The sequence below is a fragment of the Mesorhizobium sp. B4-1-1 genome, from assembly GCF_006439375.1.
GTDB lineage: Bacteria > Pseudomonadota > Alphaproteobacteria > Rhizobiales > Rhizobiaceae > Mesorhizobium.
In genome coordinates, this window is sequence record NZ_VFTH01000028.1 from 1 (window position 1) to 22367 (window position 22367).

Here is a 22367-nt window from a genome sequence, read left to right on the forward strand (position 1 = left end):
AGCCAGCATTTTGAATCACAAAAACCGTGGATACGGAATCCCCCTCGATTCCGTCAAAGCAGGAACCGCTCTAGCGCGATCAGATATGAATCGGCTTGAAGAAGGTAGCCAGCGCCGCTTCCTTCACCGCTTCCGACATCGTCGGATGCGCGTGGCAGGTGCGGGCGAGATCTTCGGACGAACCGCCGAATTCCATCAGCACCGCCGCTTCGTGTATCATCTCGCCGGCGCCGAAGCCGACGATATGGACGCCGAGCACGCGGTCGCTGGTCTTGTCGGCCAGGATCTTGACGAAGCCGTCGGTGTGCAGCATGGCGCGCGCGCGGCCATTGGCGCTGAACGGGAATTTGCCGACCTTATAGTCGATGCCGGCCTTCTTCAGCTCTTCCTCGGTCTTGCCGACCGAAGCGATCTCCGGGCTGGTGTAGACGACGCTCGGGATGACGTCGTAGTTCACATGGCCGGCCTGCCCGGCGATGGTCTCGGCGACTGCCACACCTTCATCCTCGGCCTTGTGCGCCAGCATCGGTCCGGCGATGACGTCGCCGATGGCATAGATGCCAGGCACATTGGTTCTGAGATGCCCGTCGGTCTTGACCCGGCCGCGCTCGTCGAGCTCGACGCCGGCTTCCTTCAATCCGAGACTGTCGGCATAGGGGCGCCGCCCGGTGGCGACCAGCACGACATCGGCCTCGATGGTTTCCGCCGCGCCGCCCTTGACCGGCTCGAAGGTGACGGTCGCGCCCTTCTTGGCCTTGGCCACGCCTGTGACCTTGGCGCCGAGCTTGAACTCGAAGCTTTGCTTGGAGAGCAGCCGCTGGAACTGTTTCGACACCTCGCCGTCCATGCCGCCGAGGATAGTGTCGAGGAACTCGACGACCGTGACCTTGGCGCCGAGTCTTGCCCAGACCGAGCCGAGCTCCAGCCCGATGACGCCGCCGCCGACCACCACGAGGCTGGCCGGCACCTTGGCCAGCGACAGCGCGCCGGTGGAGGAGACGATCACCTTCTCGTCGAAATCGACCTTGACGCCCGCAATGCCGGCGACGTCCGAACCGGTGGCGATCACGATGTTCTTGGTCTCGATCTCCTCGACCTTGCCGTCCTCGCCGGTCACCGAAACCTTGCTGGCCCCGACCACCTTGCCGGTGCCGCGGAAGGAATCGATCTTGTTCTTCTTGAACAGGAAGGCGACGCCGTTGACGTTGGAGGCGACCGTCGCGTCCTTGTGCGCCATCATCTTCTTCAGATTGAGCTTCGGCGCCGGTATCTCGACGCCCAGCGTATCGAAGGCGTGGCCGGCTTCGGCGAACATCTCGGAGGCGTAGAGCAGCGCCTTCGACGGGATGCAGCCGATGTTGAGGCAGGTGCCGCCGAAGGTGGCGTTCTTCTCGACCACCGCCGTCTTCAGCCCGAGCTGCGCCGCCTTGATGGCGCAGACATAGCCGCCGGGCCCCGATCCGATGATAACGACGTCATAAGCCATGTCTTTTTCCTTGTCCTGGCGCCGGAGCGGTCCGGATAGGAACCACTCCAGATTGTTTCCTTGTACGCAATTCGAACCGGGAAACCGCTACGCACTTTTCTGGAATTGCTTCAGCGGCCGCCGCTCACATTGAGGATCGTGCCCGTTATATAGGAGGCCGCGTCCGACAGAAGATAGAGAACCGCGCTCGCGACTTCATCCGCCGTTCCCGCGCGTTTCATCGGCAGCGCGTCCTGCATCCGCGCCACGCGGTCTGGCTGGCCGCCCGAGGCGTGGATTTCGGTCTCGGTGATGCCGGGGCTGACCGCGTTGACGCGGATACCTTCGAGCACGACTTCCCGCGCGAGCCCGATGGTCATGGTGTCGATCGCGCCTTTCGAGGCGGCGTAGTCGACATATTCGCCGGGCGAGCCCAGTCTGGCCGCCGCCGAGGAGATGTTGACGATGGCGCCGCCCTTGCCGCCATGCCTCATCGACATGCGCTTCACCGCCTCGCGGGCGCACAGGAAGGAACCAACGACATTGATGCGCATCATGCGCTCCAGCCGCGCCATGCTCATCTCGTCGACCCGCGCCTTGACGTCGACGATGCCGGCATTGTTGACGAAAGCGTCGAGCCGGCCAAAGGCCTGGTCCACGGCTTCGAAGATTGCGATGACATCGGCCTCGTTGCCGACATCGCCCTTGACGGCGAAGGCGTCGCCGCCAGCGGCTTTGAGTTCGGCGACAAGAGCATCGGCAGCCGACCGGCTGGAGACGTAATTCACCGCCACGCGATAACCAGCCTCGCTTGCCTGCCGGCAGATGGCCGCGCCGATGCCGCGGCTGCCGCCCGTGACCAGCAGTGTCTTCCTGTCCACGCTCATTCCTGGCAGCCTTTCAGCACGAAGATGTCCCACGGCACTTTGGAGAAGCCGGCGGGGCCATAAGCGGCCGACATTTCGAGCGACGGCCCGAGATCGGGAAAGATCAGGCTTTTCGGCGCATCGGCGCCTTCGGCCGGCAGCAGGCCGATCATGCCCTTGTCGTCGGCGCTGTAGATGACGCCTTCCCAGACGGTGCAGGCGGCAAGCTCCTCGCCGGTGACGTCGCCCGTCGGGCATTTGTACATCAGCGAGCCATGCGGCCGCGCGGCGCTGCCTTCGGTCCACATCGCGATGCCGTCGAGCACGACATTGTTGTCGAGGATCATGCGAAAGGCGTTGGTCATCGTCGCCGAGGTGCCGGCCGCGGTGAAGTCGATCTCGGCGCCGCTCTGCGCCTCGCCATAGACGGCGAGCTGGATCGGGCAGGCAGCCTGCGCGCCGGAATTCGCCGCCGTCAGGGCCAGCGATCCGGCCACAAATCCGATCATGGGCGCGGCGGCATTCGTCATCACTTGGCCTGGTCGCCTTCTCGGCCGTCGGCATTTTCCAACACGCCGAAATCGGTCATCAGGACCACCGGCTCGCCGCCCGCGTCCAGCCCCCAGAAAGACGGATAGAAGCCATCGCCCCAGCCGCTCCAGAACATCGCGACGTTGACCGGATTGCCGGCGTCCGGATGGTGCATGACGAACCGGTCCTGGTTGGGCGCGAACTCCGCCGCCAGCACATCGTCATAATAGTTCTGATCCGGCTTGAGCTTGTCCTGCGCCCCCGACATCAAGGCCATCGCGGCCTTGTCCATGAACGAGCCGAGGCCGGCATCGACTGGATAGCCGAAGATCTCGTCGCCGTTCAGCGTCGAAACGTCCTGTCCCGGCAGAAGGGCAAGCTCCCAGCGCACGGGCACGCCGGAACGGAAGCGAAGGAATGCGGCGGCGACGCGGCCCTGCGCCTCGAACATCATGACCGGATAGCGCCCCGGCTTCACCTTGCGGGCCAGCGCCGGCCAGTCGTCGGTCGTGATCAGGGGATCGCAGGCGATGATCTCGCCTGTCGGCAGTTCCAGCTCGCCGATCGGCGCGACGGTGATCTTGCGCTCCGCCAATTGCGCATCGGAGAGCGCAAAGATGCCGAAATTGCTGCTCGCCGTCGCCGGATCCCAGTCGGCGGCGATTGCCGGCGATGGGATGGCCGCGGAGAGGCCAAGCATCACGATGCCGCGCCGGAAACTCCGCCGCATGCCGCGCACCGTCCGGCTGAGCCCGAACCCGAACCTTTCCAGCCGGCTGCTCACGGCACGACCGATCCGATCACAGATCGAGCACCAGCCGCTCGGGATCTTCCAGGCTTTCCTTGACGCGCACCAGGAAGGTCACCGCTTCCTTGCCGTCGACGATGCGGTGATCGTAGCTGAGCGCCAGATACATCATCGGACGAATGACAATCTGGCCGCCGACCACCACAGGCCGGTCCTGGATCTTGTGCATGCCAAGAATGCCGGACTGCGGCGCGTTCAGGATCGGCGTCGACATCAGCGAGCCGTAAACGCCGCCGTTGGAGATGGTGAACGTGCCGCCCTGCATGTCGGCGACCGACAGCTTGCCGTCTCGCGCCGCCAGCCCAAGCCGGCCGATCTCCTTCTCGATCTCGGCGATGGACATCTGGTCGGCATCGCGCACCACCGGCACGACGAGGCCCTTTTCGGTGCCGACAGCAACGCCGACATGGGCGAAATTCTTGTAGATGATGTCGGTGCCGTCGATCTCGGCATTGACCGCCGGGATCTCCTTCAGCGCATGCGTCACCGCCTTGGTGAAGAAACCCATGAAGCCGAGCTTCACGCCATGCTTCTTCTCGAACACGTCCTTGTACTTGGACCGCAGCGCCATCACCGCGCTCATATCCACCTCATTGAAGGTGGTGAGCATGGCGGCGGTCGACTGCGCCTCCTTCAGGCGGCGTGCGATGGTCTGGCGCAGCTTGGTCATGCGCACGCGTTCCTCGCGCGGCGCATCCTCGGTCGAGGACGGCGCCCGGGCAACGACCGGCGCCGGAGCAGCCTTCGGCGTCTCGGCCGGCTGCGACGGCGCGCCCTTGGCGATGGCGTCGAGCACGTCGCCCTTCAGCACCTGGCCGCGTTTGCCGGAGCCGGACAACTGGTCGACCGAGAGATTGGCCTCCGCGATCAGCTTGGCGGCGGCAGGCGCCGGCGGCATGGTGCGCGGCTCGATCTGGCCGGCATCGCCAGCGATCCTGGCGGTTTCGGCCGCAGCCTGCTTGCCGGTGGATGCGGCATCCGGGCTGGAGGCCTGGGCGACTGCCTGCGGCTTGGTCGCAGGGGCCGCGCCGCCCGCCGAAATCGAGCCGAGCAGCGCCCCGACATTGACTGTCTCGCCTTCCTTGACGGCGATCTCGGCCAGCGTTCCGGCGCCCGCGGCGGGCACTTCCACCGTCACCTTGTCGGTTTCGAGCTCGACCAGGGGCTCGTCCGCGGCGATCGCGTCGCCGACCTTCTTGAACCACTTGCCGACAGTCGCCTCGGTGACGGATTCGCCGAGAGTGGGGACGCGGATTTCGGTAGCCATTGTGCCTGTCCGTTGTCTTCTTGAGGTCTGTTTCGTCAGGTCTGCTTATTCACCAAGCGCCCTATTCACCGAGAGCATCGTCGAGCAACGCGGCCAGCTGACTGAGATGCTTCGACATCAACCCTGTCGCCGGCGAGGCCGAGGCCGGCCGGCCGGTGTAGCGCACCCGCTGATGCTTGGCGTCGATATGCGCCAGCACCCATTCGAGATAGGGATCGATGAACGACCAGGCGCCCATGTTCTTGGGCTCTTCCTGGCACCACACCATCTCGGCGTTGCGGAAACGCGACAGCTCTGTGATCAGCGCCTTGGCAGGGAACGGATAGAGCTGCTCGACGCGCAAAAGGTAGATGTCGTTGATGCCGCGCTTCTCGCGCTCTTCGTAGAGGTCGTAATAGACCTTGCCCGAGCACAGCACGACACGGCGGATCTTGGAGTCCTTCACCAGCTTGATTGGCTGGTTGGGGAGCAGTTGCGCATCGTCCCACAACAGGCGGTGGAACGAGCTTTCGCCCGACATTTCCGGAAGCGTCGACACCGCCCGCTTGTGGCGCAGCAGCGACTTCGGCGTCATCAGGATCAGCGGCTTGCGGAAGTCGCGCTTCAACTGCCGGCGCAGGATATGGAAATAGTTGGCCGGCGTGGTGACGTTGGCGACCTGCATGTTGTCTTCCGCGCAGAGCTGCAGGAAGCGCTCCAGGCGCGCCGACGAATGCTCCGGCCCCTGGCCTTCATAGCCATGCGGCAAGAGGCAGACCAGACCCGACATTCTCAGCCACTTGCGCTCGCCCGACGAGATGAACTGGTCGAACACGACCTGGGCCCCGTTGGCGAAGTCGCCGAACTGCGCTTCCCAGAGCGTCAGCGCCTTGGGCTCGGCCAGGCTGTAGCCGTATTCGAAGCCGAGCACCGCCTCTTCCGACAGCATCGAGTTGATGACTTCGTAGCCGGCCTGCGCCGCCGACAGATTGTTGAGCGGGATGTAGCGGTTCTCGTCGCGCTGGTCGTAAAGCACCGAATGGCGCTGCGAGAAGGTGCCGCGCTCCGAATCCTGGCCGGAAAGCCGGATCGGATTGCCATCGAGCAGGATGGCGCCGAAGGCCAGCGCCTCGGCTGTCGACCAGTCGATGCCTTCGCCGGACTCGATCGCCTGGCGGCGGTTCTCGAGGAAGCGCAGGATGGTCTTGTGCGCCTCGAAATCCTTCGGCACCTCGGTCAGCTTCTTGCCGATCTCCTTCAGCGTGCGCACCGGCACGGCGGTCTTGCCGCGCCGCTGTTCGTCCTGGTTGTCGGCGGTGCGCAGGCCCGACCAGGCGCCGTCCAGCCAGTCGGCCTTGTTGGGCTTGTAGTGCTGCCCGACTTCCCATTCGGCTTCCAGATGCGCGCGCCAGTCGGCCCGCATCTTGTCGACCTCGGCCTGGGTGACGTGGCCCTCGGCGATCAGCCTGTCGGCATAGACCTGCACCACGGTCTTATGGGTGCGGATGTTGCGGTACATGATCGGCTGGGTGAAGGCCGGCTCGTCGCCCTCATTGTGGCCGAAGCGACGGTAGCAGAACATGTCCACCACCACCGGCTTGTGGAACTTCATGCGGAACTCGGTCGCGACCTTGGCGGCATGCACCACGGCTTCCGGATCGTCGCCGTTGACGTGGAAGATCGGCGCCTCGATCATCTTGGCCACATCCGACGGATAGGGCGAAGACCGCGAGAAGCGCGGATTGGTGGTGAAGCCGATCTGGTTGTTGATGATGAAATGCAGCGTGCCTGCGACGCGATGGCCGCGCAGGCCGGACAGGCCGAGAATTTCGGCGATCACACCCTGGCCGGCAAAGGCGGCGTCGCCATGCAAAAGCAGCGGCATCACCTTGGCGCGCTCCGACAGCGGCACGACCTCGCCACGTTCGCGGCCGGCGAGCTGGTCCTGCTTGGCGCGCGCCTTGCCCATCACGACGGGGTCGACGATTTCCAGATGCGAGGGATTGGCCGTCAGCGACAGATGCACCTTGTTGCCGTCGAACTCGCGGTCCGACGAGGCGCCGAGATGGTACTTCACGTCGCCCGAGCCTTCGACCTCGTCGGGCGCGGCCGAGCCGCCCTTGAACTCGTGGAAGATGGCGCGGTGGGGCTTCGCCATCACCTGGGAAAGCACGTTGAGGCGGCCGCGATGCGCCATGCCGAGGACGATTTCCTTCAGGCCGAGCTGGCCGCCGCGCTTGACGATCTGCTCCAGCGCCGGGATCAGCGACTCGCTGCCGTCGAGGCCGAAACGCTTGGTGCCCTTGTACTTGACGTCGATATACTGCTCGAAGCCCTCTGCCTCGACCAGCTTCGACAGAATCGCCTTCTTGCCGGTGGCGGTGAAGGTGATCTCCTTGTCGGCGCCTTCGATGCGCGCCTGGATCCAGGCCTTCTCTTCCGGGTCGGAGATGTGCATGAACTCGACGCCGAGCGTCGAGCAATAGGTACGGGCCAGGATGTCCAGCATCTGCCGCACGGTGCCGAATTCGAGCCCCAGCACATTGTCGAGGAAGATCGGCCGGTCGTAGTCGGCTTCGGTGAAGCCGTAATTCTCCGGCGACAGCTCGTTGTAATCCTCGAGCGGCTTGGCGATGCCGAGCGGGTCGAGATTGGCGTGCAGATGGCCGCGCATGCGGTAGGCGCGGATCATCATGATGGCGCGCACGGAATCGCGCGTCGCCTGGTGCACGTCGGCGTCGGAAAGCACGGCGCCGTTGATGACCGCCTTTCCCTTCACCTTCTTTTCGATCGCCTTCTCGACCAGCCCCCAATTGCCGTCGAGCGCCGAGACCAGCTCGCCATTGGCCGTCAGAGGCCAGGAGGGCTTCGCCCAGGAGGCGCCCTTGGCGTTCTTGCGGACATCGCCCGCGTCGTCCTTCAGCGCCGCGAAGAAGTCCTGCCACTCCGGATCGACGGAGGCGGGGTTGTCTTCATAGGCGGCGTAGAGCGCGTCGATATAGTCGGCATTGCCGCCATAGAGGAATGAGGTGAGCGAGAATTGGTCGTTGGCCTGATCTTGTCTTGCCATTTTCGTCTGCGGAGCCTGGCTCCGTCTCCTTTCGAGGGGAATAGTGAGTAGTCAGTAGTGAGTAGAACGATGGAAATTCCCGCTCAGCTGCTACTCGCCCGTTCTTCCCTGTTCACTACTGACTACTCACTACTGCCTTAACCCTTGATCGCCTCGACCAGCGTCGTGCCGAGCCGCGCAGGTGATGGCGAAACCTTGATGCCGGCCGATTCCATCGCCGCGATCTTGTCTTCCGCGCCGCCCTTGCCGCCCGAGATCACCGCGCCCGCATGGCCCATGGTTCGGCCGGCCGGCGCCGTGCGCCCGGCGATGAAGCCCGCCATCGGTTTCTTGCGGCCGCGCTTGGCTTCGTCCTTGAGGAACTGCGCGGCGTCTTCCTCGGCCGAGCCGCCGATCTCGCCGATCATGATGATCGACTTGGTCTCGTCGTCGCCGAGGAACATCTCCAGCACGTCGATGAATTCGGTGCCTTTGACCGGGTCGCCGCCGATGCCCACCGCCGTGGTCTGGCCGAGGCCGACATTGGTGGTCTGGAAGACTGCCTCATAGGTAAGCGTTCCCGAGCGCGAAACAACGCCGACCGAGCCCTTGCGGAAGATGTTGCCGGGCATGATGCCGATCTTGCATTCGTCGGGGGTGAGCACGCCCGGGCAGTTCGGGCCGATCAGCCGCGAGGTGGAGCGGTCGAGCCGCGCCTTGACCTTGACCATGTCCATCACCGGGATGCCTTCGGTGATGCAGACGATCAGCGGGATCTCGGCCTCGATCGCCTCGATAATGGCTTCGCCCGCGCCCGCCGGCGGCACGTAGATGACGGAGGCGTTGGCGCCCGTCTTTGCCTTGCCCTCGGCCACCGTGGCGAAGATCGGCAGGCTCTCGCCCTTCGCGCCGGTCCAGGTCTCGCCACCCTTCTTGGGGTGGATGCCGCCCACCATCTTGGTGCCGTGATAGGCCAGCGCCTGCTCGGTGTGGAACGTGCCGGTCTTGCCGGTCAGGCCCTGCACCAGCACCTTTGTGTTCTTGTCGACGAGAATGGACATGGTGGCCCTTTTCTAAAAACCGTTGGTCGTGGAAGACTGCGCGGTCATGGTCACAGCCGCTTGAGATCGGCGACGGTGAGGTCGCTCTTGGCATTGCCGGTGTTGAGCGTCGTCGCCGGCTCGAACATCAGCACGACAGGCTCCTTGCTGAGCGAGCGCGGCCGGTGTTCGGTGCCTTTCGGCACGACGATGAAATCGCCCTCGCCGAGTTCGACCGGCCCGTCGCGGAAATCGATGGCGATCCTACCGCGCAGCACGAGGAAGGCCTCGTCTTCATGCTCATGCGCATGCCAGTCGAAGACCTCGCCGAACTTGGCGACCTTGGCTTGGGCATCGTTCACGTCGCCGGCGATATGCGGATCGAAGACCTTGGTGATCTTCTGATCCGCCGCCTCGACCAGGTTTATCTTGCGCGGGGGCATCCGTTCAGCCCTTAACCGCCTTGACGATCTTCTTGGCCGCGTCGTCGAGGTCGTCGGCCGAGACGACGTTCAAGCCGCTGTCGTTGATGATCTTCTTGCCGAGCTCGGCATTGGTGCCTTCCAGCCGCACCACCAGCGGCACCTTCAGGCCGACTTCCTTGACCGCGGCGATCACGCCCTCGGCGATGACGTCGCACTTCATGATGCCGCCGAAGATGTTGATCAGGATGCCTTCGACGGCCGGATCCTTGGTGATGATCTTGAACGCCGCCGTGACCTTTTCCTTCGAAGCGCCGCCGCCGACGTCGAGGAAGTTAGCCGGCTCAGCGCCATAAAGCTTGATGATGTCCATCGTCGCCATGGCGAGGCCGGCGCCGTTGACCATGCAGCCGATATTGCCGTCGAGCGCGACATAGGCGAGATCGTATTTCGACGCCTCGATCTCCTTCTCGTCCTCTTCGGTGGTGTCGCGCAGTTCCATCACGTCCGGATGGCGGAACAGCGCGTTGTTGTCGAACGAGACTTTCGCGTCGAGCACGCGAAGATGGCCGTCCTTCATGACGATCAGCGGGTTGACCTCGAGCAGGCTCATATCCTTCTCGACGAAGGCCTTGTAGAGGATCGGGAACAGCGTGCCGCCATCCTTGGCCGCGTCGCCGTCCAGCTTCAACGCGGCGTTGAGCTTCTTCACGTCGTCGGCGCTCACGCCCTTTTCCGGGTCGATGGCGACGGTGACGATTTTTTCGGGCGTGTCGTGCGCGACCGTCTCGATATCCATGCCGCCCTCAGTCGAGACGACGAAGGCGATGCGGCCGACGGAACGGTCGACAAGGATCGACAGATAGAGCTCGCGCTCGATGTCGGCGCCGTCCTCGATATAGAGGCGGTTGACCTGCTTGCCGGCCGGACCGGTCTGCTTGGTCACCAGCGTGTGGCCGAGCATCTCGTTGGCGTTGGCGACCACTTCGGCCGCCGACTTTGCCAGCCGCACGCCGCCCTTGGCGTCGGGGCCAAGCTCCTTGAACTTGCCCTTGCCGCGGCCGCCGGCATGGATCTGGCTCTTCACGACATAGAGCGGGCCGGGCAGCGCCTTGGCGGCGGCCTCGGCCTCGCTCGCCTTGAACACCGGAACGCCGCTTGCGACCGGCGCGCCAAACGTCTTCAGCAGCGCCTTGGCCTGATACTCATGGATGTTCATGCGCTTGGTCTCCGGGGAAGGACGTTTTACTTGCCGGCGAGATGCGGGGCGATCTTGGTGCAGGCCTCGGTCAGGCCCTGCACGGCCGCCACCGAGGAATCGAACATCTTCTGCTCGGCCTTGGACAGGTCGATCTCGATGACGCGCTCGACGCCGCCGGCGCCGATCACCACCGGCACGCCGACATAGGTGCCCTTGATACCGTATTGGCCCGAGAGGTGCGCCGCGCAGGGCAGCACGCGCTTCTTGTCCTTGAGGTAGGATTCGGCCATGGCGATCGCCGAGGCCGCCGGCGCGTAATAGGCCGAGCCGGTCTTGAGCAGGCCGACGATCTCGGCGCCGCCGTCGCGCGTGCGCTGCACGATCTGGTCGAGCTTCTCCTTCGAGGTCCAGCCCATCTTGACGAGGTCGGGCAGCGGGATGCCCGACACGGTCGAATAGCGGATCATCGGCACCATCGAGTCGCCATGGCCGCCGAGCACGAAGGCGGTGACGTCCTCGACCGAAACCTTGAATTCCTCGGCCAGGAAGTAGCGGAAACGGGCGCTGTCGAGCACGCCAGCCATGCCGACGACATGGCTGGTCGGCAGGCCGGAGAACTTCTGCAGCGCCCAGACCATCGCGTCGAGCGGATTGGTGATGCAGATGACGAAAGCCTTCGGCGCATATTTCTTGAGACCGGCGCCGACCTGTTCCATGACCTTCAGATTGATGCCGAGAAGGTCGTCGCGGCTCATGCCGGGCTTGCGCGGCACGCCGGCGGTGACGATGCACACATCCGCGCCTTCGATGCCGGCATAGTCGTTGACGCCGGTCAGCCTGGAATCGAACCCGTCGACAGGAGAAGACTGCGCGATGTCGAGGCCCTTGCCCTGCGGAATGCCCTCGGCGATATCGAACAGCACCACGTCGCCGAGGTCCTTGAGGCCGATCATATGGGCGAGCGTGCCGCCGATCATGCCCGAGCCGATGAGCGCTATCTTGTTGCGTGCCATGTGAGGATGTTTTCCTTTGTCTGTGACGAAGTCGTGACGGGCCAGGGAAGCCGAAAGGATGCGGGAAACCGCGAGATTTGGCCGCACCGAATAACTCCGGCACGGAAGAAATTCAAACGATTATTTTGAGCCCAACATTTTCAATCGGTTAGATGCATCGGGAATTACGTAAACGTCAAAGTTTGTGAGCCGACTGAGGAGAACTTACACAATGAACGTCGAAATCAGAAGACTTCATCCCGGCGATGACGCCCTTGTGATGCTGGTGGCTGACGATGTGTTCGACGCGCCGGTGCGGCCCGACCGCCTCGCCGCCTATCTCGGCTCGCCCGGCCATTTCATGATCGTGGCCACAGTCGACCAAACCGTGGTCGGCCAATGCGCCGCCGTCATCCACCGCCATCCCGACAAGGTAAGCGAGCTTTACATCGACGAGGTAGGCGTGGCGCCGCCGTTCCAACGGCAAGGCATCGCCCGAAAAATGCTCGACGCTATGTTCGAGATCGGCCGCGAGCATGGCTGCGAGGAAGCCTGGGTCGGCACCGAGCCCGACAACGAGCCGGCGCGGGCGCTCTATGAAACGCGGAAGGAGCTGCATGGGAAGGCGGAGGATTTCGTGATGTATGTGTATCGGCTTTAAGGCTGCCGAGAGCGCTTGCCGTCCTGGCTACGCCTGCGCCTGTCTTGCCTCGGCGGTCGCCGACTCGTCCTTCCGCCGCTCCGCCCACCCGTCCAGCCAGTCGCGGCTCTGCATCTCGACCAGGCGCGAGGCGGTGCGCTCGAATTCGAACACTTCCGTGCCGCGCTTGGCCGTATAGAGCCCTTGCGGAGGCGCCGCGGCGCTCATCACCAGCCGCTTATGGTGGTCGTAGAGCGTGTCGATCAAAAGGATGAAGCGCTTGGCCTCGTTGCGCTTGCCTTCGCCAAGCACCGGCACGTGGTCGATGAACACGGTCGAGAAGCGGCCGGCGATCGCCAGATAATCGCGCGCGCCGAGCGGCTTTTCGCAAAGGTCGGCAAAGGAAAAGCGCGCGGCGTCGCCGGCGGCGCGCGGCACGACGAGGTGGCGGCCTTTGAGCGTCAACGTGACTTCGCCGGCCGGCTGGCCATACGTCATCGCCTTCCAGGCTTCGTCCAGCGCGAACTCGGCCGCGGCATCGTCCGGCGTGACGTAGACCGGTTGGCGGTTGAGCTTTTCCTGCCGGTAGTCCTTCTCGGCATCGAGCGTCATCACATGGGCGTTGCGCTGGAGCAGCGAGATGAACGGCAGGAAGAGTTGGCGGTTCAGCCCGTCGCGATAGAGGTTCTCCGGCGCCACGTTGGAGGTGGCGACCAGCACCACGCCGCTGGCGAACAGCGCCGAGAACAGCCGCGACAGGATCATCGCGTCGGCGATGTCGGTGACGGAGAACTCGTCGAAGCACAGCACCCAGGCTTCGTCGGCCAGCGCCCGGGCCACAGGCGGGATCGGGTCGTCTTCTCTGACCATGCCTTCCTTGCGCGCCTGCCGGTGCTTCTGGATCCGGTCCTGCACATCGGCCATGAAGTCGTTGAAATGCACGCGGCGCTTGCGCCGGACCGGCAGCAATTCGAAGAACATGTCCATCAGCATGGTCTTGCCGCGACCGACCCCGCCATGGATGTAGAGGCCCTTGACCGGCTCGCGCGGCTGCCGCTTGGCGGCGAACAGCCAGCCCAGCGCGCTCGATTTGTGCGCCAGCCTTTTTGCCGAGATCTCTTCGGTCAGCCGGTCGAGCGCCGCGACGACGCGCTCCTGCGCCGGGTCGCGCTCGACCGCGCCACTCTGGACAAGATGGTCATAGCGCTGCCTGACGGTCGCATGAGTCTGGATACCGTCGCGAAGATGCATGGGTCACGTCAGCTGGAGCAATTCCGGCTTTCCGCCCGGAATTGCGTGGAAGCAATAGTCGGTTTCGCTCACCTTGTAAGCGAGATCGGCTGTCCGCTGGAAGTCTGGCCGTCGAACTTTTCGCCGCCCGACGAATAGAGCCTGGCCAGCGTACCGCCGTTTTCGTCGTAAAGCGTCAGCTGCTTGCCGGCGACGTTCCACGACTTGATGCCGTCGATCGGAGCCGGGCAGTGCAGCGGACCGGCGCGGTAGCCGGCGCCGAACTTGGTCTGCGGCGTCGCCACCTTGCAGCTCTGCCCGGAGACATTGACGTTCCAGACCCCGGCGACGCTGGCCGCGGTGAGATCGGTGGCGCCGGCAGGCGCCGTGCCATCCGGCGGCAGCGAGGCGACCTGGGTGTTCTTCGGAGCGGTCGGGAATTGCGACGGATCGGTGGCGCCGGGGGAAGCCGGCGGCGGCAGCTGATTCTGCGTCACCGTGCCGGAGGGCGCCGGTGTCAGCGGCGCCGGCTGCTGGTCGTCCATCGACGAGAAGCGCGAGGTCGAGCAGCCGCTCGCAACCAGCGCGGCCAGCGATACGGCCACGAGGCCACTCTTCGAGAAGAAGTGGAGCCGCGAAAAGGGGCGGGTCATCGAAAAATTCATCAAAACCTCCGTCGGATCCGGCCGGGGGGAGCCATCCGCGTAATCTCTGCTTCACCAAGATGGCGAAGGTGGCAGAATTTCAACCTGATATGGTTAAAATAGGGTTTTCGAGCCAGCTGTTGCAAATTTATCGCAGCGGGGAGCCAAAGCCGGGAAAATGCCGGAACAGTCTCCTAAGCTGTTGAAATGGAGCATTAAATCCGAGCGCTCGGCACGAAGACATAACCGTCCGGGCCGACGATATAGCATTCGCGCAGGCCATGCGGCTTGTCGATCGAGCCGGCCAGTACGATGTGGCCGAGCGCGGCCGCCTTTTTCTCGACCGCATCCGGATCGGCGCCGTAAAGCCGCAGCTCTATGCCGGCCCCGCGTGTCTCGGCGCCCGCCGTGATACCGGTCATCGGATTGTCGAGGTAGGAATGGTCGGCATGCAGCATGAAGATTGAGCCCAGAAGCCCTATCGCCGCAAAGTCCTCGTCGGCATAGATGATCCGGGCGCCAAGCACGTCGCGGCAGAAAGCCTCCATCGCCGTCATGTCGGTGACCAACAGGTTGACGCCGATCCCATGCGGCAGCGAGCGGCCGAAATCCTCGGCCTTCATCCACGGTGTCTTGGTTCGCTTCATTGCCATGGCGATCACCCCTGTCTCCCGATCCTAGACGAGCCGGGCTTCGGCCATTGGCATTCGCCGGCAAAAATGCTTGCGCCAGGCAGGCGCGTCCTTATCTCAGGAAACGACACAAACGGGCGGGAGACAGGATGGCCGCGAGAACAGGAGCCGCCAATCGCTACTACAGCGGGCCGTCCAGCGATCATTTCGACGGCGCCTTGTTCTTCAATCCCGGCGGCAAGCCGCCCGGGCGCTTCACCGATCTCCTCAAATGGCAATTCGGCGGCGGGCGGGCGAAATGGCCGCCCGCCTTTCCGAGCCCCTATCCCCCGGCCAAGCCGGACGTACGGGTGGAAGGCAGCGCGTTGAGGCTCACCATGGTCGGCCATGCCTCGCTGCTCATCCAGACGGCGGGCTTGAACATCCTGACCGATCCGGTCTGGTCGGAGCGCGCCTCGCCTTTCGCCTTCGCCGGGCCCAGGAGGGTCAATGCGCCGGGAATTGCCTTTGCCGACCTGCCGCCGATCGACCTGGTCCTGATCAGCCACAATCACTACGACCATCTCGACCTCGCCACGCTGAAGCGGCTGAAAGAGAGCCACGACCCGCTGGTGCTCGCGCCGCTCGGCAACGACGCCATCATCGGCCGCGCGGCGCCCGGCATGCGGCTCAGCGTGCATGATTGGGGCGACAGGTTGAGCGTCGGCGCGGCCGCCATCCACATCGAGCCGGCACACCACTGGTCGGCGCGCGGCGGGCGCGACCGCCGCATGGCGCTGTGGGCGGGCTTCGTCATCGACACGGCGGCGGGCAATATCTATTTCGCCGGCGACACCGGTTTTCATGACGGCATCAATTACCGGCTGATGGGAGAAAAGCATGGCGGCTTCCGCCTCGCCATCCTGCCGATCGGCGCCTATGAGCCGCGCTGGTTCATGGCGCCGCAGCACCAGAACCCGGAGGAAGCCGTTCAGGGCATGAAGCAGTGCAATGCGGCTCACGCCGCCGGCTGCCATTGGGGCACATTCCATCTCACCGACGAGCCGATCGAGGAGCCTGCAAAAAAACTGGCCGAAGCGCTGCAGGCGCAGGACCTGCCGCCGGAGCGTTTCCGCGCCATGCGTCCCGGTGAGGTCTGGGATATACCGCGCGCCTGACAAGGAACCCAAACCGGCCAAAGGCGTTGATCCGGCGACGCAATTTCGCCGGAGCTTCCCATGATCAAGTGGATCATCATCCTTCTCATCATTGCCGCCGCCGCGAGCCTGCTCGGCATGCCGGCTTTGGCCGGCGCGGCCGCCACCGGCGCGCGCATCCTCATCGGCGTCGTGCTGATCATCTTCCTCCTGATCGTGCTCGGCGTCTTTGCAGTAACTTAAGCGCGACCCTCTTGGTCGTCGTAGGCGCGACCTGTTGGTCGTCGCCACTTGGCTGGACTGGTAATTCCCGCCCGTTTCCGCCATATAGCGCCCAAACGGATTGGAATGACCGGTTAGATGGCAGGCACCGCCCCCTTCGCCAAGATGAACGGCATCGGCAACGAGATCATCGTCGCCGATATGCGCGGCCGTGCCGACAAGGTGACGGCCGCGGCGGCGATCGCCCTCAACGGCGACGCGGCGACCAAGTTCGACCAGATTATGGCGATCCACGATGCGAAGACGCCGGGCACTGCCTACTATGTCGACATCCTGAATTCCGACGGCACCGGTGCGCAGGCCTGCGGCAACGGCATGCGCTGCGTAGTGCAGGCTTTGGCGGCCGAGACGGGCAACAAGAGCTTCGCCTTCGAGACCCGCGCGGGCATCCTGAATGCGCAGGAGCATGCCGACGGCTCGATCTCGGTCGACATGGGCAAGCCGCGCTTCGGCTGGCAGGAGATCCCGCTGGCGGAAGAATTCCGCGACACCCGCATGATCGAATTGCAGATCGGCCCGATCGACGCCCCGGTGCTGCATTCGCCCTCGGCGCTCTCGATGGGCAACCCGCATGCCATCTTCTGGGTCGACAACGATGTCTGGTCCTACGAGCTCGAGCGCTTCGGCCCGCTGCTCGAGAATCATCCGATTTTTCCCGAACGCGCCAACATCACCATCGCCCAGGTGACGTCGCCTGAAACCATGATCATCCGCACCTGGGAGCGCGGCGCCGGCCTGACCAAGGCCTGCGGCTCGGCCGCCTGCGCTGCCGTGGTCGCGGCCGCCCGCACCAGGCGCACCGGCCGCAGCGTTTCGCTGCTGACGCCGGGCGGCGGCGAGCTCAATGTCGAATGGCGCGATGACGACCACGTTATCCTGACCGGCGCGGCCGAATGGGAATTTTCCGGCAGCTTCGATCCCTCGACCGGCGCCTGGGCCCGCGACACCGAAAGCGCAGCCTGATGTCCGCCCTTCAAAAGGGCGCGCCCCAAGGCCCCACCGGCAAGGGTATCGACGTCGTCACCTTCGGCTGCCGCCTCAACACCTATGAATCGGAAGTGATGCGCCGCGAGGCCGTAAGCGCCGGCCTCGGCGCGCTTCAGGGCGGCGCCGTCATCTTCAACACCTGCGCCGTCACGGCGGAAGCCGTGCGCCAGGCCAAGCAGGCGATCCGCAAGGCGCGCCGCGAGAACCCCTCGGCCCGCATCATCGTCACCGGCTGCGCGGCGCAGACCGAGCCGCAGAATTTCGCCGCCATGGAGGAGGTCGACCTGGTGCTTGGCAATGAGGAAAAGCTCAAGGCCAACTCCTACCGCGCGCTGCCCGATTTCGGCGTCAACGACACCGAGAAGGCGCGCGTCAACGACATCTTTTCCGTGCGCGAGACGGCAAGCCACATGGTCGACGCCATCGAGGGCCGGGCGCGCGCTTTCGTGCAGGTCCAGAACGGCTGCGACCATCGCTGCACCTTCTGCATCATCCCTTACGGCCGCGGCAATTCGCGCTCCGTGCCGATGGGCGCGGTGGTCGAGCAGGTGAAGCGGCTCTCCGGCAACGGCTATGCCGAGATCGTTTTGACCGGTGTCGACATGACCAGCTTCGGCGCCGACCTGCCCGGTAGCCCAAAGCTTGGAAAGCTGGTGAAGACGGTCCTGCGCCAGGTGCCGGACGTGAAGCGGCTGCGGCTGTCCTCGATCGATTCCATCGAGGCCGATGACGACCTGCTCGACGCCATCGCCACGGAGCGGAGGCTGATGCCGCATCTGCATCTGTCGCTGCAGTCGGGCGACGACATGATCCTGAAGCGCATGAAGCGCCGGCATCTGCGCGACCAGTCGATCCGCTTCTGCGAGGACGTGCGCAAGCTGCGTCCTGCAATCGTCTTCGGCGCCGATATCATCGCCGGCTTCCCGACCGAGACCGAGGCGATGTTCGAGAATTCGGAAAGAATAATCGAGGAATGCGGGCTGACGCATCTCCACGTCTTTCCGTTCAGCCCGCGCGAAGGCACGCCCGCAGCGCGCATGCCCCAGGTCCGGCGCGAGGTGGTGAAGGCGCGCGCCGCAAGGCTGCGCGCCGCCGGCGATGCCGCCTATCGTCGTCACCTTTCGTCGCTTGCCGGCACGCGGCAGTCGATCCTGGTCGAGCGCGACGGACTTGGCCGCACCGAGGGTTTCACGCTGGCCGCGATCGACACCGGCGTGCCCGGGGAGATCGTCGATGCCGTGATCGCCGGCCATGACGGCGCCCGACTGATTGCGGCGCCCTTTGCCGCGCAAGCGGCCTGAGAACGCGAGACGCATGGCTGGTTTTTTCAAGAAGATATTTTCGTTCGGCAGGAAAGAGGTCGTCGAGGAGCGCGCCGACGAGACGGCCCCGCTGCCGCCGATCAAATGGGACGCGCTCGAAGCGCTGAAGCCCGAGGCCGAGCAGGCTGCGCCGGAACTTTTGGCGCGCGACGAGCAGCAGTCCGTGGCGGAGGCCGCGCCGGCGAGCGAACCCGCTGTTGAGCTTGCTCCCGCTCTGCCTGAAGAGCCGAAGCCCGAGCCCGCTCCGACTGTCCCACCGACGCCCGAGCCGATCGTTCCCGACGAGCCGGAACCGCTGCCGCAATCTGAACCGGAAGAAGAGCCGCAACCGGCGCCTGAGAAGCCCGAGCCGCCGGCGCCCGAAGAAGTGCCGCCCGCGCGACCTGAGCCTTTACCCGCGCCGACGCCGGCGCCTGAACCTGCTCCGCAGGAAGTGCCCGCACCCGCGCCGGCTCAGCCGGAAATCGAGCCCTCGCGTCCGGAACCGCTGCCTGAGCCGGCACCGGCCGAAGTACCGACGCCGCCCAGCGAGATTCCCGCCGATACGCCGGTGCCGATCGAGGTGCCGCCAGCGGAGGCGCCTTCTGCAGAACCATCCGCCGGAGCTGCCGCGGAAATCTCGCCTCCTATTCGACAGCCGGCGCCTGTCGAGCCGCAGCCGATCCTGGCCGAGATCGCGCCGGAACCGGAGGCTGTGCCGCCGCCGCCAAAGCCCACACCCTCTGCCGGCAAGGTGACGGTCTCAAAAAAGGTCGAGCAAAAGGCCGAGCCGGTAAAGGCGCCGGAGCCGGCGCCACGGCGCTCCTGGTTTCAGCGCATGCGCGAAGGGCTCGCCCGCTCCTCGCGCGAGCTTACCGGCAACATTGCCGGCGTCTTCACCAAGCGAAAGCTGGACGAGGAGACGCTGCAGGACCTGGAGGACGTGCTGATCCGCGCCGATCTCGGCGTGGAAACGGCGCTGCGCGTCACCGATTCTCTCGCCTCGAGCCGCTACGGCAAGGATGTCTCGGACTCGGAAGTCCGCGCCGTGATGGCGGCGGAGGTGGAGAAGGTGCTGACGCCGGTGGCAAAACCGCTCGAGCTCGACCTCAGCCACAAGCCGCATGTCGTCCTGGTCGTCGGCGTCAACGGCACCGGCAAGACCACCACCATCGGCAAGCTTGCCGCCAAGCTCACCGATGGCGGCCTCAAGGTGATGCTGGCAGCCGGCGACACGTTCCGCGCCGCCGCGATCGAGCAGTTGAAGATCTGGGGCGAGCGGACGAAATCGCCGGTCGTCGCCTCGAAACTCGGCGCCGATGCGGCGGGCCTCGCCTATGACGCCTTCGAGAAGGCCAAGGAGGCCGGCTCCGACGTGCTGATCATCGACACCGCCGGCCGGCTGCAGAACAAGACCGAGCTGATGGCGGAGCTGGAAAAGATCGTGCGTGTGCTGGGCAAACTCGATCCGGAAGCGCCGCACACGGTGCTGCAGACGGTCGACGCCACCACCGGCCAGAACGCGCTGAACCAGGTCGAGATCTTCCGCAACGTCGCTGGCGTCAACGGGCTGGTGATGACCAAGCTGGACGGCACGGCTCGCGGCGGTATTCTGGTGGCGATCGCCGCCAAGCATCGGCTGCCGGTCTATTTCATCGGCGTCGGCGAGCAGGTCGACGACCTCGAACCGTTTTCCGCCAGCGAATTCGCCAGGGCGATCGCCGGCGTGGCTTGAACAAAGGCGCGATCTGGAAAGGCCGCCTGCTTTTCGGCCAGATCATGCGCAAGAAGGACTTTTATGAATATCCTCGAACGCGACCCGTCCGATCCTCGCCGCAAGCCGATCAACCCCGGCTTGAAGTTCCTGCTCGAGCTTGGGCCAGGGCTCGTGTTCTTCTTCACCACCATCCGCGGCGAATGGCTGGCCGAGAAATTCCCGGTACTCAGCCACCTCGGCGAGCCGATCCTGATCGCCACCGCCTTCTTCATGGTCGCGACGGCGCTTTCGCTGAGCGTCTCCTGGCTGCTGACGCGCAGCCTGCCGCTGATGCCGCTGGTCTCGGCGATCGTCGTCTTCGTCTTCGGCGCGCTGGCGCTTTACCTGCAGGACAAGACCTTTGCCTTCATGAAGCCGACGATCATCAACTCGCTGTTCGGCGTCACGCTGCTCGGCGGGCTGCTGTTCGGCCGGTCGCTCCTTGGTTACGTTTTCGATTCCGCCTTCCAGCTCGATGCCGAGGGCTGGCGCAAGCTGACCTTCCGCTGGGGCCTGTTCTTCCTCTTTCTGGCCGTGCTCAACGAGGTCGTCTGGCGCAACTTTTCCGAGGCGACCTGGCTTTATTTCAAGGTCTGGGGCACGATCCCGATCACCTTGCTGTTCACCTTCAGCCAGATGCCGCTGATCATGCGCCACTCGCTGGAGGAAAAAGCCAAGGAAGAGAAGGCCGGGAATTAGAGCAGTTCCAGGAAAAGTGGCTGCCGGTTGTGTTCGGCGACTTCGCCGTAACATCCGTGCGGAATTGCGCCAGAATAAGAGGGGGACGGCATGGAATTCCTCACCACGCACGACGAGCTGAGGACGATCTACAAGACGCCCCGACCGACCGACGGCTCGATCCGCAAGGAGCTCAAAAGCCTCGACGGCCACTGCCGCTCCTTCATCGGCAAGAGCCCCTTCGTGCTGATCGGCTCCTCCGACGGCGCCGGCAACGCCGACGTGACGCCTAGCGCATGACCCCGAAAATCGAAATCGATTTTCGGAAAGGATCATGCGCCAAATCAAAAGTGTTACAGCGTCCTTTGCGCGTCCAAAGGACGCGCGGCGCTGTAAGGGCGACAAGCCCGGCTTCACCGCCATCCTCGACAACTCCACCATCGCCATTCCCGATCGCCCCGGCAACAATCGGCTGGACACGCTGGAAAACATCATCCGCAATCCGTCGGTCGGGCTGCTCTTCCTCATCCCCGGCATGAACGAGACGCTGCGCGTCAACGGCGATGCCCGCATCACCGTCGATCCTGTCTTACGCGAACGCCTCGCGGTCGACGGCAAGGAGCCGCAAAGCGTCATCGTGGTGACGGTCAAGGCCGCCTATATGCACTGCGCCAAGGCCTTCATGCGCTCGGATCTGTGGAAGCCGGAGACCTGGTACGACCGCGCGACCCTGCCGACGCTCGGCCGCCAGATCATCCGCGACCAGCTGGCGCTGGCCGAGACCGCCGGCGACATCGACCGCGATCTGGACGAGGATTACCGGAAGACCCTGTGGTAGCATCCGGAACGACCCATCCGTTCTCTTGGCCACCCCTTTGATCGATATCCTCGCCATCTCCGGCAGCTTGCGCGCCGCCTCGACCAATTCGGCGCTGGTCGCAGCCCTTGCCGCCAACGCGCCTCCGGATTGCCGGGTGGCCGTTTATGACGGGCTCGGCCGGCTGCCGATCTTCAACCCCGACGACGAAGGCGAGCGGACGCCTGCGGAAGCCGCTCGGCTGATCGACGCCGTCACTCGGAGCCACGGCATTATCGTCTCCTGTCCCGAATATGCGCATGGCGTGCCCGGCGGCATGAAGAACGCGCTCGACTGGCTGGTATCGCGCGACGCCGCCGTCGGCAAGCCGGCCATGCTGGTGCACGCTTCGCCCCGCTCGCTCTACGCCCGTGCGGCGCTGGCCGAGATCATGCGGACGATGTCGTTCGCGATGCATGAGGAGAGGGCGCTCGAGATCGCGCTGCTGGGCAAGAAGCCGGCGGAGATGGAGGCGATCCTGGCGGAGGATGCGAACCGGCGGGCGATGCGTGAGGCGGTGCGGGGTTTTGCGGGTTTTATTCGCGGACAAACATAAGGTCGTCATTCTAGGGCGGAGCAAGGAGCGAAGCGACGCGGCGCAGACC

At 64.7% G+C, this 22367-nt stretch carries 22 protein-coding genes and 1 pseudogene; 10 read left to right on the forward strand and 13 right to left on the reverse strand.

Annotated elements, in window-relative coordinates:
• Positions 1-79: 79 nt before the first annotated feature.
• The 10 genes from lpdA to mdh form a co-directional block, all read right to left on the reverse strand.
• A complete protein-coding gene (gene lpdA / locus FJW10_RS27035; RefSeq protein WP_140902339.1) occupies positions 80-1486 on the reverse strand; it encodes a dihydrolipoyl dehydrogenase in 1407 nt (468 codons plus the stop codon).
• Positions 1487-1596: 110 nt separating this feature from the next.
• On the reverse strand, positions 1597-2352 hold the full coding sequence (locus FJW10_RS27040) for an SDR family oxidoreductase (protein ID WP_140902340.1): 756 nt from the start codon (positions 2350-2352) through the stop codon (positions 1597-1599).
• Positions 2349-2861 (reverse strand): hypothetical protein, encoded by a 513-nt coding sequence (locus tag FJW10_RS27045; protein ID WP_140902341.1) that lies wholly within the window; start codon positions 2859-2861, stop codon positions 2349-2351. Before FJW10_RS27045 ends, FJW10_RS27040 begins: the two co-directional genes overlap by 4 nt.
• Entirely contained in the window at positions 2861-3592 is a 732-nt protein-coding gene (locus FJW10_RS27050) for a DUF4241 domain-containing protein (RefSeq protein ID WP_140902385.1), read from the reverse strand. Before FJW10_RS27050 ends, FJW10_RS27045 begins: the two co-directional genes overlap by 1 nt.
• Before the next feature lie 70 nt (positions 3593-3662).
• Positions 3663-4937 carry a 2-oxoglutarate dehydrogenase complex dihydrolipoyllysine-residue succinyltransferase gene (gene odhB, locus FJW10_RS27055; protein WP_140707184.1) on the reverse strand — a complete coding sequence of 425 codons (1275 nt, stop codon included), beginning with the start codon at positions 4935-4937 and terminating at the stop codon, positions 3663-3665.
• Positions 4938-4998: 61 nt separating this feature from the next.
• On the reverse strand, positions 4999-7986 hold the full coding sequence (locus tag FJW10_RS27060; RefSeq protein WP_140785789.1) for a 2-oxoglutarate dehydrogenase E1 component: 2988 nt from the start codon (positions 7984-7986) through the stop codon (positions 4999-5001).
• 137 nt (positions 7987-8123) lie between these two features.
• Entirely contained in the window at positions 8124-9026 is a 903-nt protein-coding gene (sucD, locus tag FJW10_RS27065) for a succinate--CoA ligase subunit alpha (RefSeq protein WP_140835986.1), read from the reverse strand.
• A gap of 50 nt (positions 9027-9076) precedes the next feature.
• The gene (locus FJW10_RS27070; RefSeq protein WP_140902342.1) at positions 9077-9448 is read right to left on the reverse strand and encodes a cupin domain-containing protein; all 372 of its coding nucleotides are present in this window, start codon (positions 9446-9448) and stop codon (positions 9077-9079) included.
• A 4-nt stretch (positions 9449-9452) separates the two neighbouring features.
• Entirely contained in the window at positions 9453-10646 is a 1194-nt protein-coding gene (sucC, locus tag FJW10_RS27075; protein WP_140902343.1) for an ADP-forming succinate--CoA ligase subunit beta, read from the reverse strand.
• 26 nt (positions 10647-10672) lie between these two features.
• Positions 10673-11641, reverse strand: a complete 969-nt coding sequence (gene mdh / locus FJW10_RS27080; RefSeq protein ID WP_140902344.1) for a malate dehydrogenase — start codon at positions 11639-11641, stop codon at positions 10673-10675.
• Positions 11642-11852: 211 nt separating this feature from the next.
• Here mdh and FJW10_RS27085 point away from each other — a divergent pair, with 211 nt between their 5' ends.
• Positions 11853-12281, forward strand: coding sequence for a GNAT family N-acetyltransferase (locus tag FJW10_RS27085; RefSeq protein ID WP_140902345.1), 429 nt, complete (start codon positions 11853-11855; stop codon positions 12279-12281).
• A 27-nt stretch (positions 12282-12308) separates the two neighbouring features.
• Here the strand turns inward: FJW10_RS27085 and zapE are convergent, their stop codons facing one another.
• The 3 genes from zapE to FJW10_RS27100 all read right to left on the reverse strand — a co-directional run bounded on the left by zapE (position 12309) and on the right by FJW10_RS27100 (position 14787).
• Entirely contained in the window at positions 12309-13511 is a 1203-nt protein-coding gene (zapE, locus tag FJW10_RS27090; RefSeq protein WP_140902346.1) for a cell division protein ZapE, read from the reverse strand.
• 68 nt (positions 13512-13579) lie between these two features.
• The gene (locus FJW10_RS27095) at positions 13580-14155 is read right to left on the reverse strand and encodes a protease inhibitor Inh/omp19 family protein (RefSeq protein ID WP_246674380.1); all 576 of its coding nucleotides are present in this window, start codon (positions 14153-14155) and stop codon (positions 13580-13582) included.
• Positions 14156-14349: 194 nt separating this feature from the next.
• The gene (locus FJW10_RS27100) at positions 14350-14787 is read right to left on the reverse strand and encodes a VOC family protein (RefSeq protein WP_140902347.1); all 438 of its coding nucleotides are present in this window, start codon (positions 14785-14787) and stop codon (positions 14350-14352) included.
• A 128-nt stretch (positions 14788-14915) separates the two neighbouring features.
• Here FJW10_RS27100 and FJW10_RS27105 point away from each other — a divergent pair, with 128 nt between their 5' ends.
• The 9 genes and pseudogenes from FJW10_RS27105 to FJW10_RS27145 all read left to right on the forward strand — a co-directional run bounded on the left by FJW10_RS27105 (position 14916) and on the right by FJW10_RS27145 (position 22318).
• Complete coding sequence (locus FJW10_RS27105) at positions 14916-15923, forward strand: MBL fold metallo-hydrolase (protein WP_140902348.1); 1008 nt, start codon at positions 14916-14918, stop codon at positions 15921-15923.
• Between the two features lie 60 nt (positions 15924-15983).
• Positions 15984-16145 (forward strand): DUF1328 family protein, encoded by a 162-nt coding sequence (locus FJW10_RS27110; RefSeq protein ID WP_140684323.1) that lies wholly within the window; start codon positions 15984-15986, stop codon positions 16143-16145.
• A gap of 117 nt (positions 16146-16262) precedes the next feature.
• Positions 16263-17147, forward strand: a complete 885-nt coding sequence (gene dapF / locus FJW10_RS27115) for a diaminopimelate epimerase (RefSeq protein ID WP_140902349.1) — start codon at positions 16263-16265, stop codon at positions 17145-17147.
• Positions 17147-18472, forward strand: a complete 1326-nt coding sequence (gene mtaB, locus FJW10_RS27120) for a tRNA (N(6)-L-threonylcarbamoyladenosine(37)-C(2))-methylthiotransferase MtaB (RefSeq protein ID WP_140902350.1) — start codon at positions 17147-17149, stop codon at positions 18470-18472. The genes dapF and mtaB overlap by 1 nt, the downstream gene beginning before the upstream one ends.
• 13 nt (positions 18473-18485) lie before the next feature.
• Entirely contained in the window at positions 18486-20207 is a 1722-nt protein-coding gene (gene ftsY / locus FJW10_RS27125) for a signal recognition particle-docking protein FtsY (protein ID WP_140902351.1), read from the forward strand.
• Positions 20208-20270: 63 nt separating this feature from the next.
• Entirely contained in the window at positions 20271-20927 is a 657-nt protein-coding gene (locus tag FJW10_RS27130) for a septation protein A (protein ID WP_140902352.1), read from the forward strand.
• A 90-nt stretch (positions 20928-21017) separates the two neighbouring features.
• Positions 21018-21197: pseudogene (locus FJW10_RS27135) on the forward strand (pyridoxamine 5'-phosphate oxidase family protein); the annotation flags it as partial.
• A 43-nt stretch (positions 21198-21240) separates the two neighbouring features.
• The gene (locus FJW10_RS27140) at positions 21241-21744 is read left to right on the forward strand and encodes an MSMEG_1061 family FMN-dependent PPOX-type flavoprotein (RefSeq protein ID WP_181177680.1); all 504 of its coding nucleotides are present in this window, start codon (positions 21241-21243) and stop codon (positions 21742-21744) included.
• A gap of 37 nt (positions 21745-21781) precedes the next feature.
• Positions 21782-22318 (forward strand): NADPH-dependent FMN reductase, encoded by a 537-nt coding sequence (locus FJW10_RS27145; RefSeq protein WP_140902353.1) that lies wholly within the window; start codon positions 21782-21784, stop codon positions 22316-22318.
• Positions 22319-22367: the final 49 nt, after the last annotated feature.

What these genes read in the sequence shown, in the direction of transcription:
- FJW10_RS27060 (WP_140785789.1), bottom strand. Translation starts at nt 7,986, where the DNA reads ATGGCAAGACAAGATCAGGCCAACGACCAATTCTCGCTCACCTCATTC.
- dapF (WP_140902349.1), top strand. Translation starts at nt 16,263, where the DNA reads ATGGCAGGCACCGCCCCCTTCGCCAAGATGAACGGCATCGGCAACGAG.
- FJW10_RS27100 (WP_140902347.1), bottom strand. Translation starts at nt 14,787, where the DNA reads ATGGCAATGAAGCGAACCAAGACACCGTGGATGAAGGCCGAGGATTTC.
- FJW10_RS27140 (WP_181177680.1), top strand. Translation starts at nt 21,241, where the DNA reads ATGCGCCAAATCAAAAGTGTTACAGCGTCCTTTGCGCGTCCAAAGGAC.
- FJW10_RS27105 (WP_140902348.1), top strand. Translation starts at nt 14,916, where the DNA reads ATGGCCGCGAGAACAGGAGCCGCCAATCGCTACTACAGCGGGCCGTCC.
- ftsY (WP_140902351.1), top strand. Translation starts at nt 18,486, where the DNA reads ATGGCTGGTTTTTTCAAGAAGATATTTTCGTTCGGCAGGAAAGAGGTC.
- FJW10_RS27095 (WP_246674380.1), bottom strand. Translation starts at nt 14,155, where the DNA reads ATGAATTTTTCGATGACCCGCCCCTTTTCGCGGCTCCACTTCTTCTCG.
- mdh (WP_140902344.1), bottom strand. Translation starts at nt 11,641, where the DNA reads ATGGCACGCAACAAGATAGCGCTCATCGGCTCGGGCATGATCGGCGGC.
- FJW10_RS27050 (WP_140902385.1), bottom strand. Translation starts at nt 3,592, where the DNA reads ATGCGGCGGAGTTTCCGGCGCGGCATCGTGATGCTTGGCCTCTCCGCG.
- sucD (WP_140835986.1), bottom strand. Translation starts at nt 9,026, where the DNA reads ATGTCCATTCTCGTCGACAAGAACACAAAGGTGCTGGTGCAGGGCCTG.
- FJW10_RS27110 (WP_140684323.1), top strand. Translation starts at nt 15,984, where the DNA reads ATGATCAAGTGGATCATCATCCTTCTCATCATTGCCGCCGCCGCGAGC.
- lpdA (WP_140902339.1), bottom strand. Translation starts at nt 1,486, where the DNA reads ATGGCTTATGACGTCGTTATCATCGGATCGGGGCCCGGCGGCTATGTC.
- mtaB (WP_140902350.1), top strand. Translation starts at nt 17,147, where the DNA reads ATGTCCGCCCTTCAAAAGGGCGCGCCCCAAGGCCCCACCGGCAAGGGT.
- FJW10_RS27040 (WP_140902340.1), bottom strand. Translation starts at nt 2,352, where the DNA reads ATGAGCGTGGACAGGAAGACACTGCTGGTCACGGGCGGCAGCCGCGGC.
- odhB (WP_140707184.1), bottom strand. Translation starts at nt 4,937, where the DNA reads ATGGCTACCGAAATCCGCGTCCCCACTCTCGGCGAATCCGTCACCGAG.
- FJW10_RS27130 (WP_140902352.1), top strand. Translation starts at nt 20,271, where the DNA reads ATGAATATCCTCGAACGCGACCCGTCCGATCCTCGCCGCAAGCCGATC.
- FJW10_RS27070 (WP_140902342.1), bottom strand. Translation starts at nt 9,448, where the DNA reads ATGCCCCCGCGCAAGATAAACCTGGTCGAGGCGGCGGATCAGAAGATC.
- zapE (WP_140902346.1), bottom strand. Translation starts at nt 13,511, where the DNA reads ATGCATCTTCGCGACGGTATCCAGACTCATGCGACCGTCAGGCAGCGC.
- sucC (WP_140902343.1), bottom strand. Translation starts at nt 10,646, where the DNA reads ATGAACATCCATGAGTATCAGGCCAAGGCGCTGCTGAAGACGTTTGGC.
- FJW10_RS27045 (WP_140902341.1), bottom strand. Translation starts at nt 2,861, where the DNA reads ATGACGAATGCCGCCGCGCCCATGATCGGATTTGTGGCCGGATCGCTG.
- FJW10_RS27085 (WP_140902345.1), top strand. Translation starts at nt 11,853, where the DNA reads ATGAACGTCGAAATCAGAAGACTTCATCCCGGCGATGACGCCCTTGTG.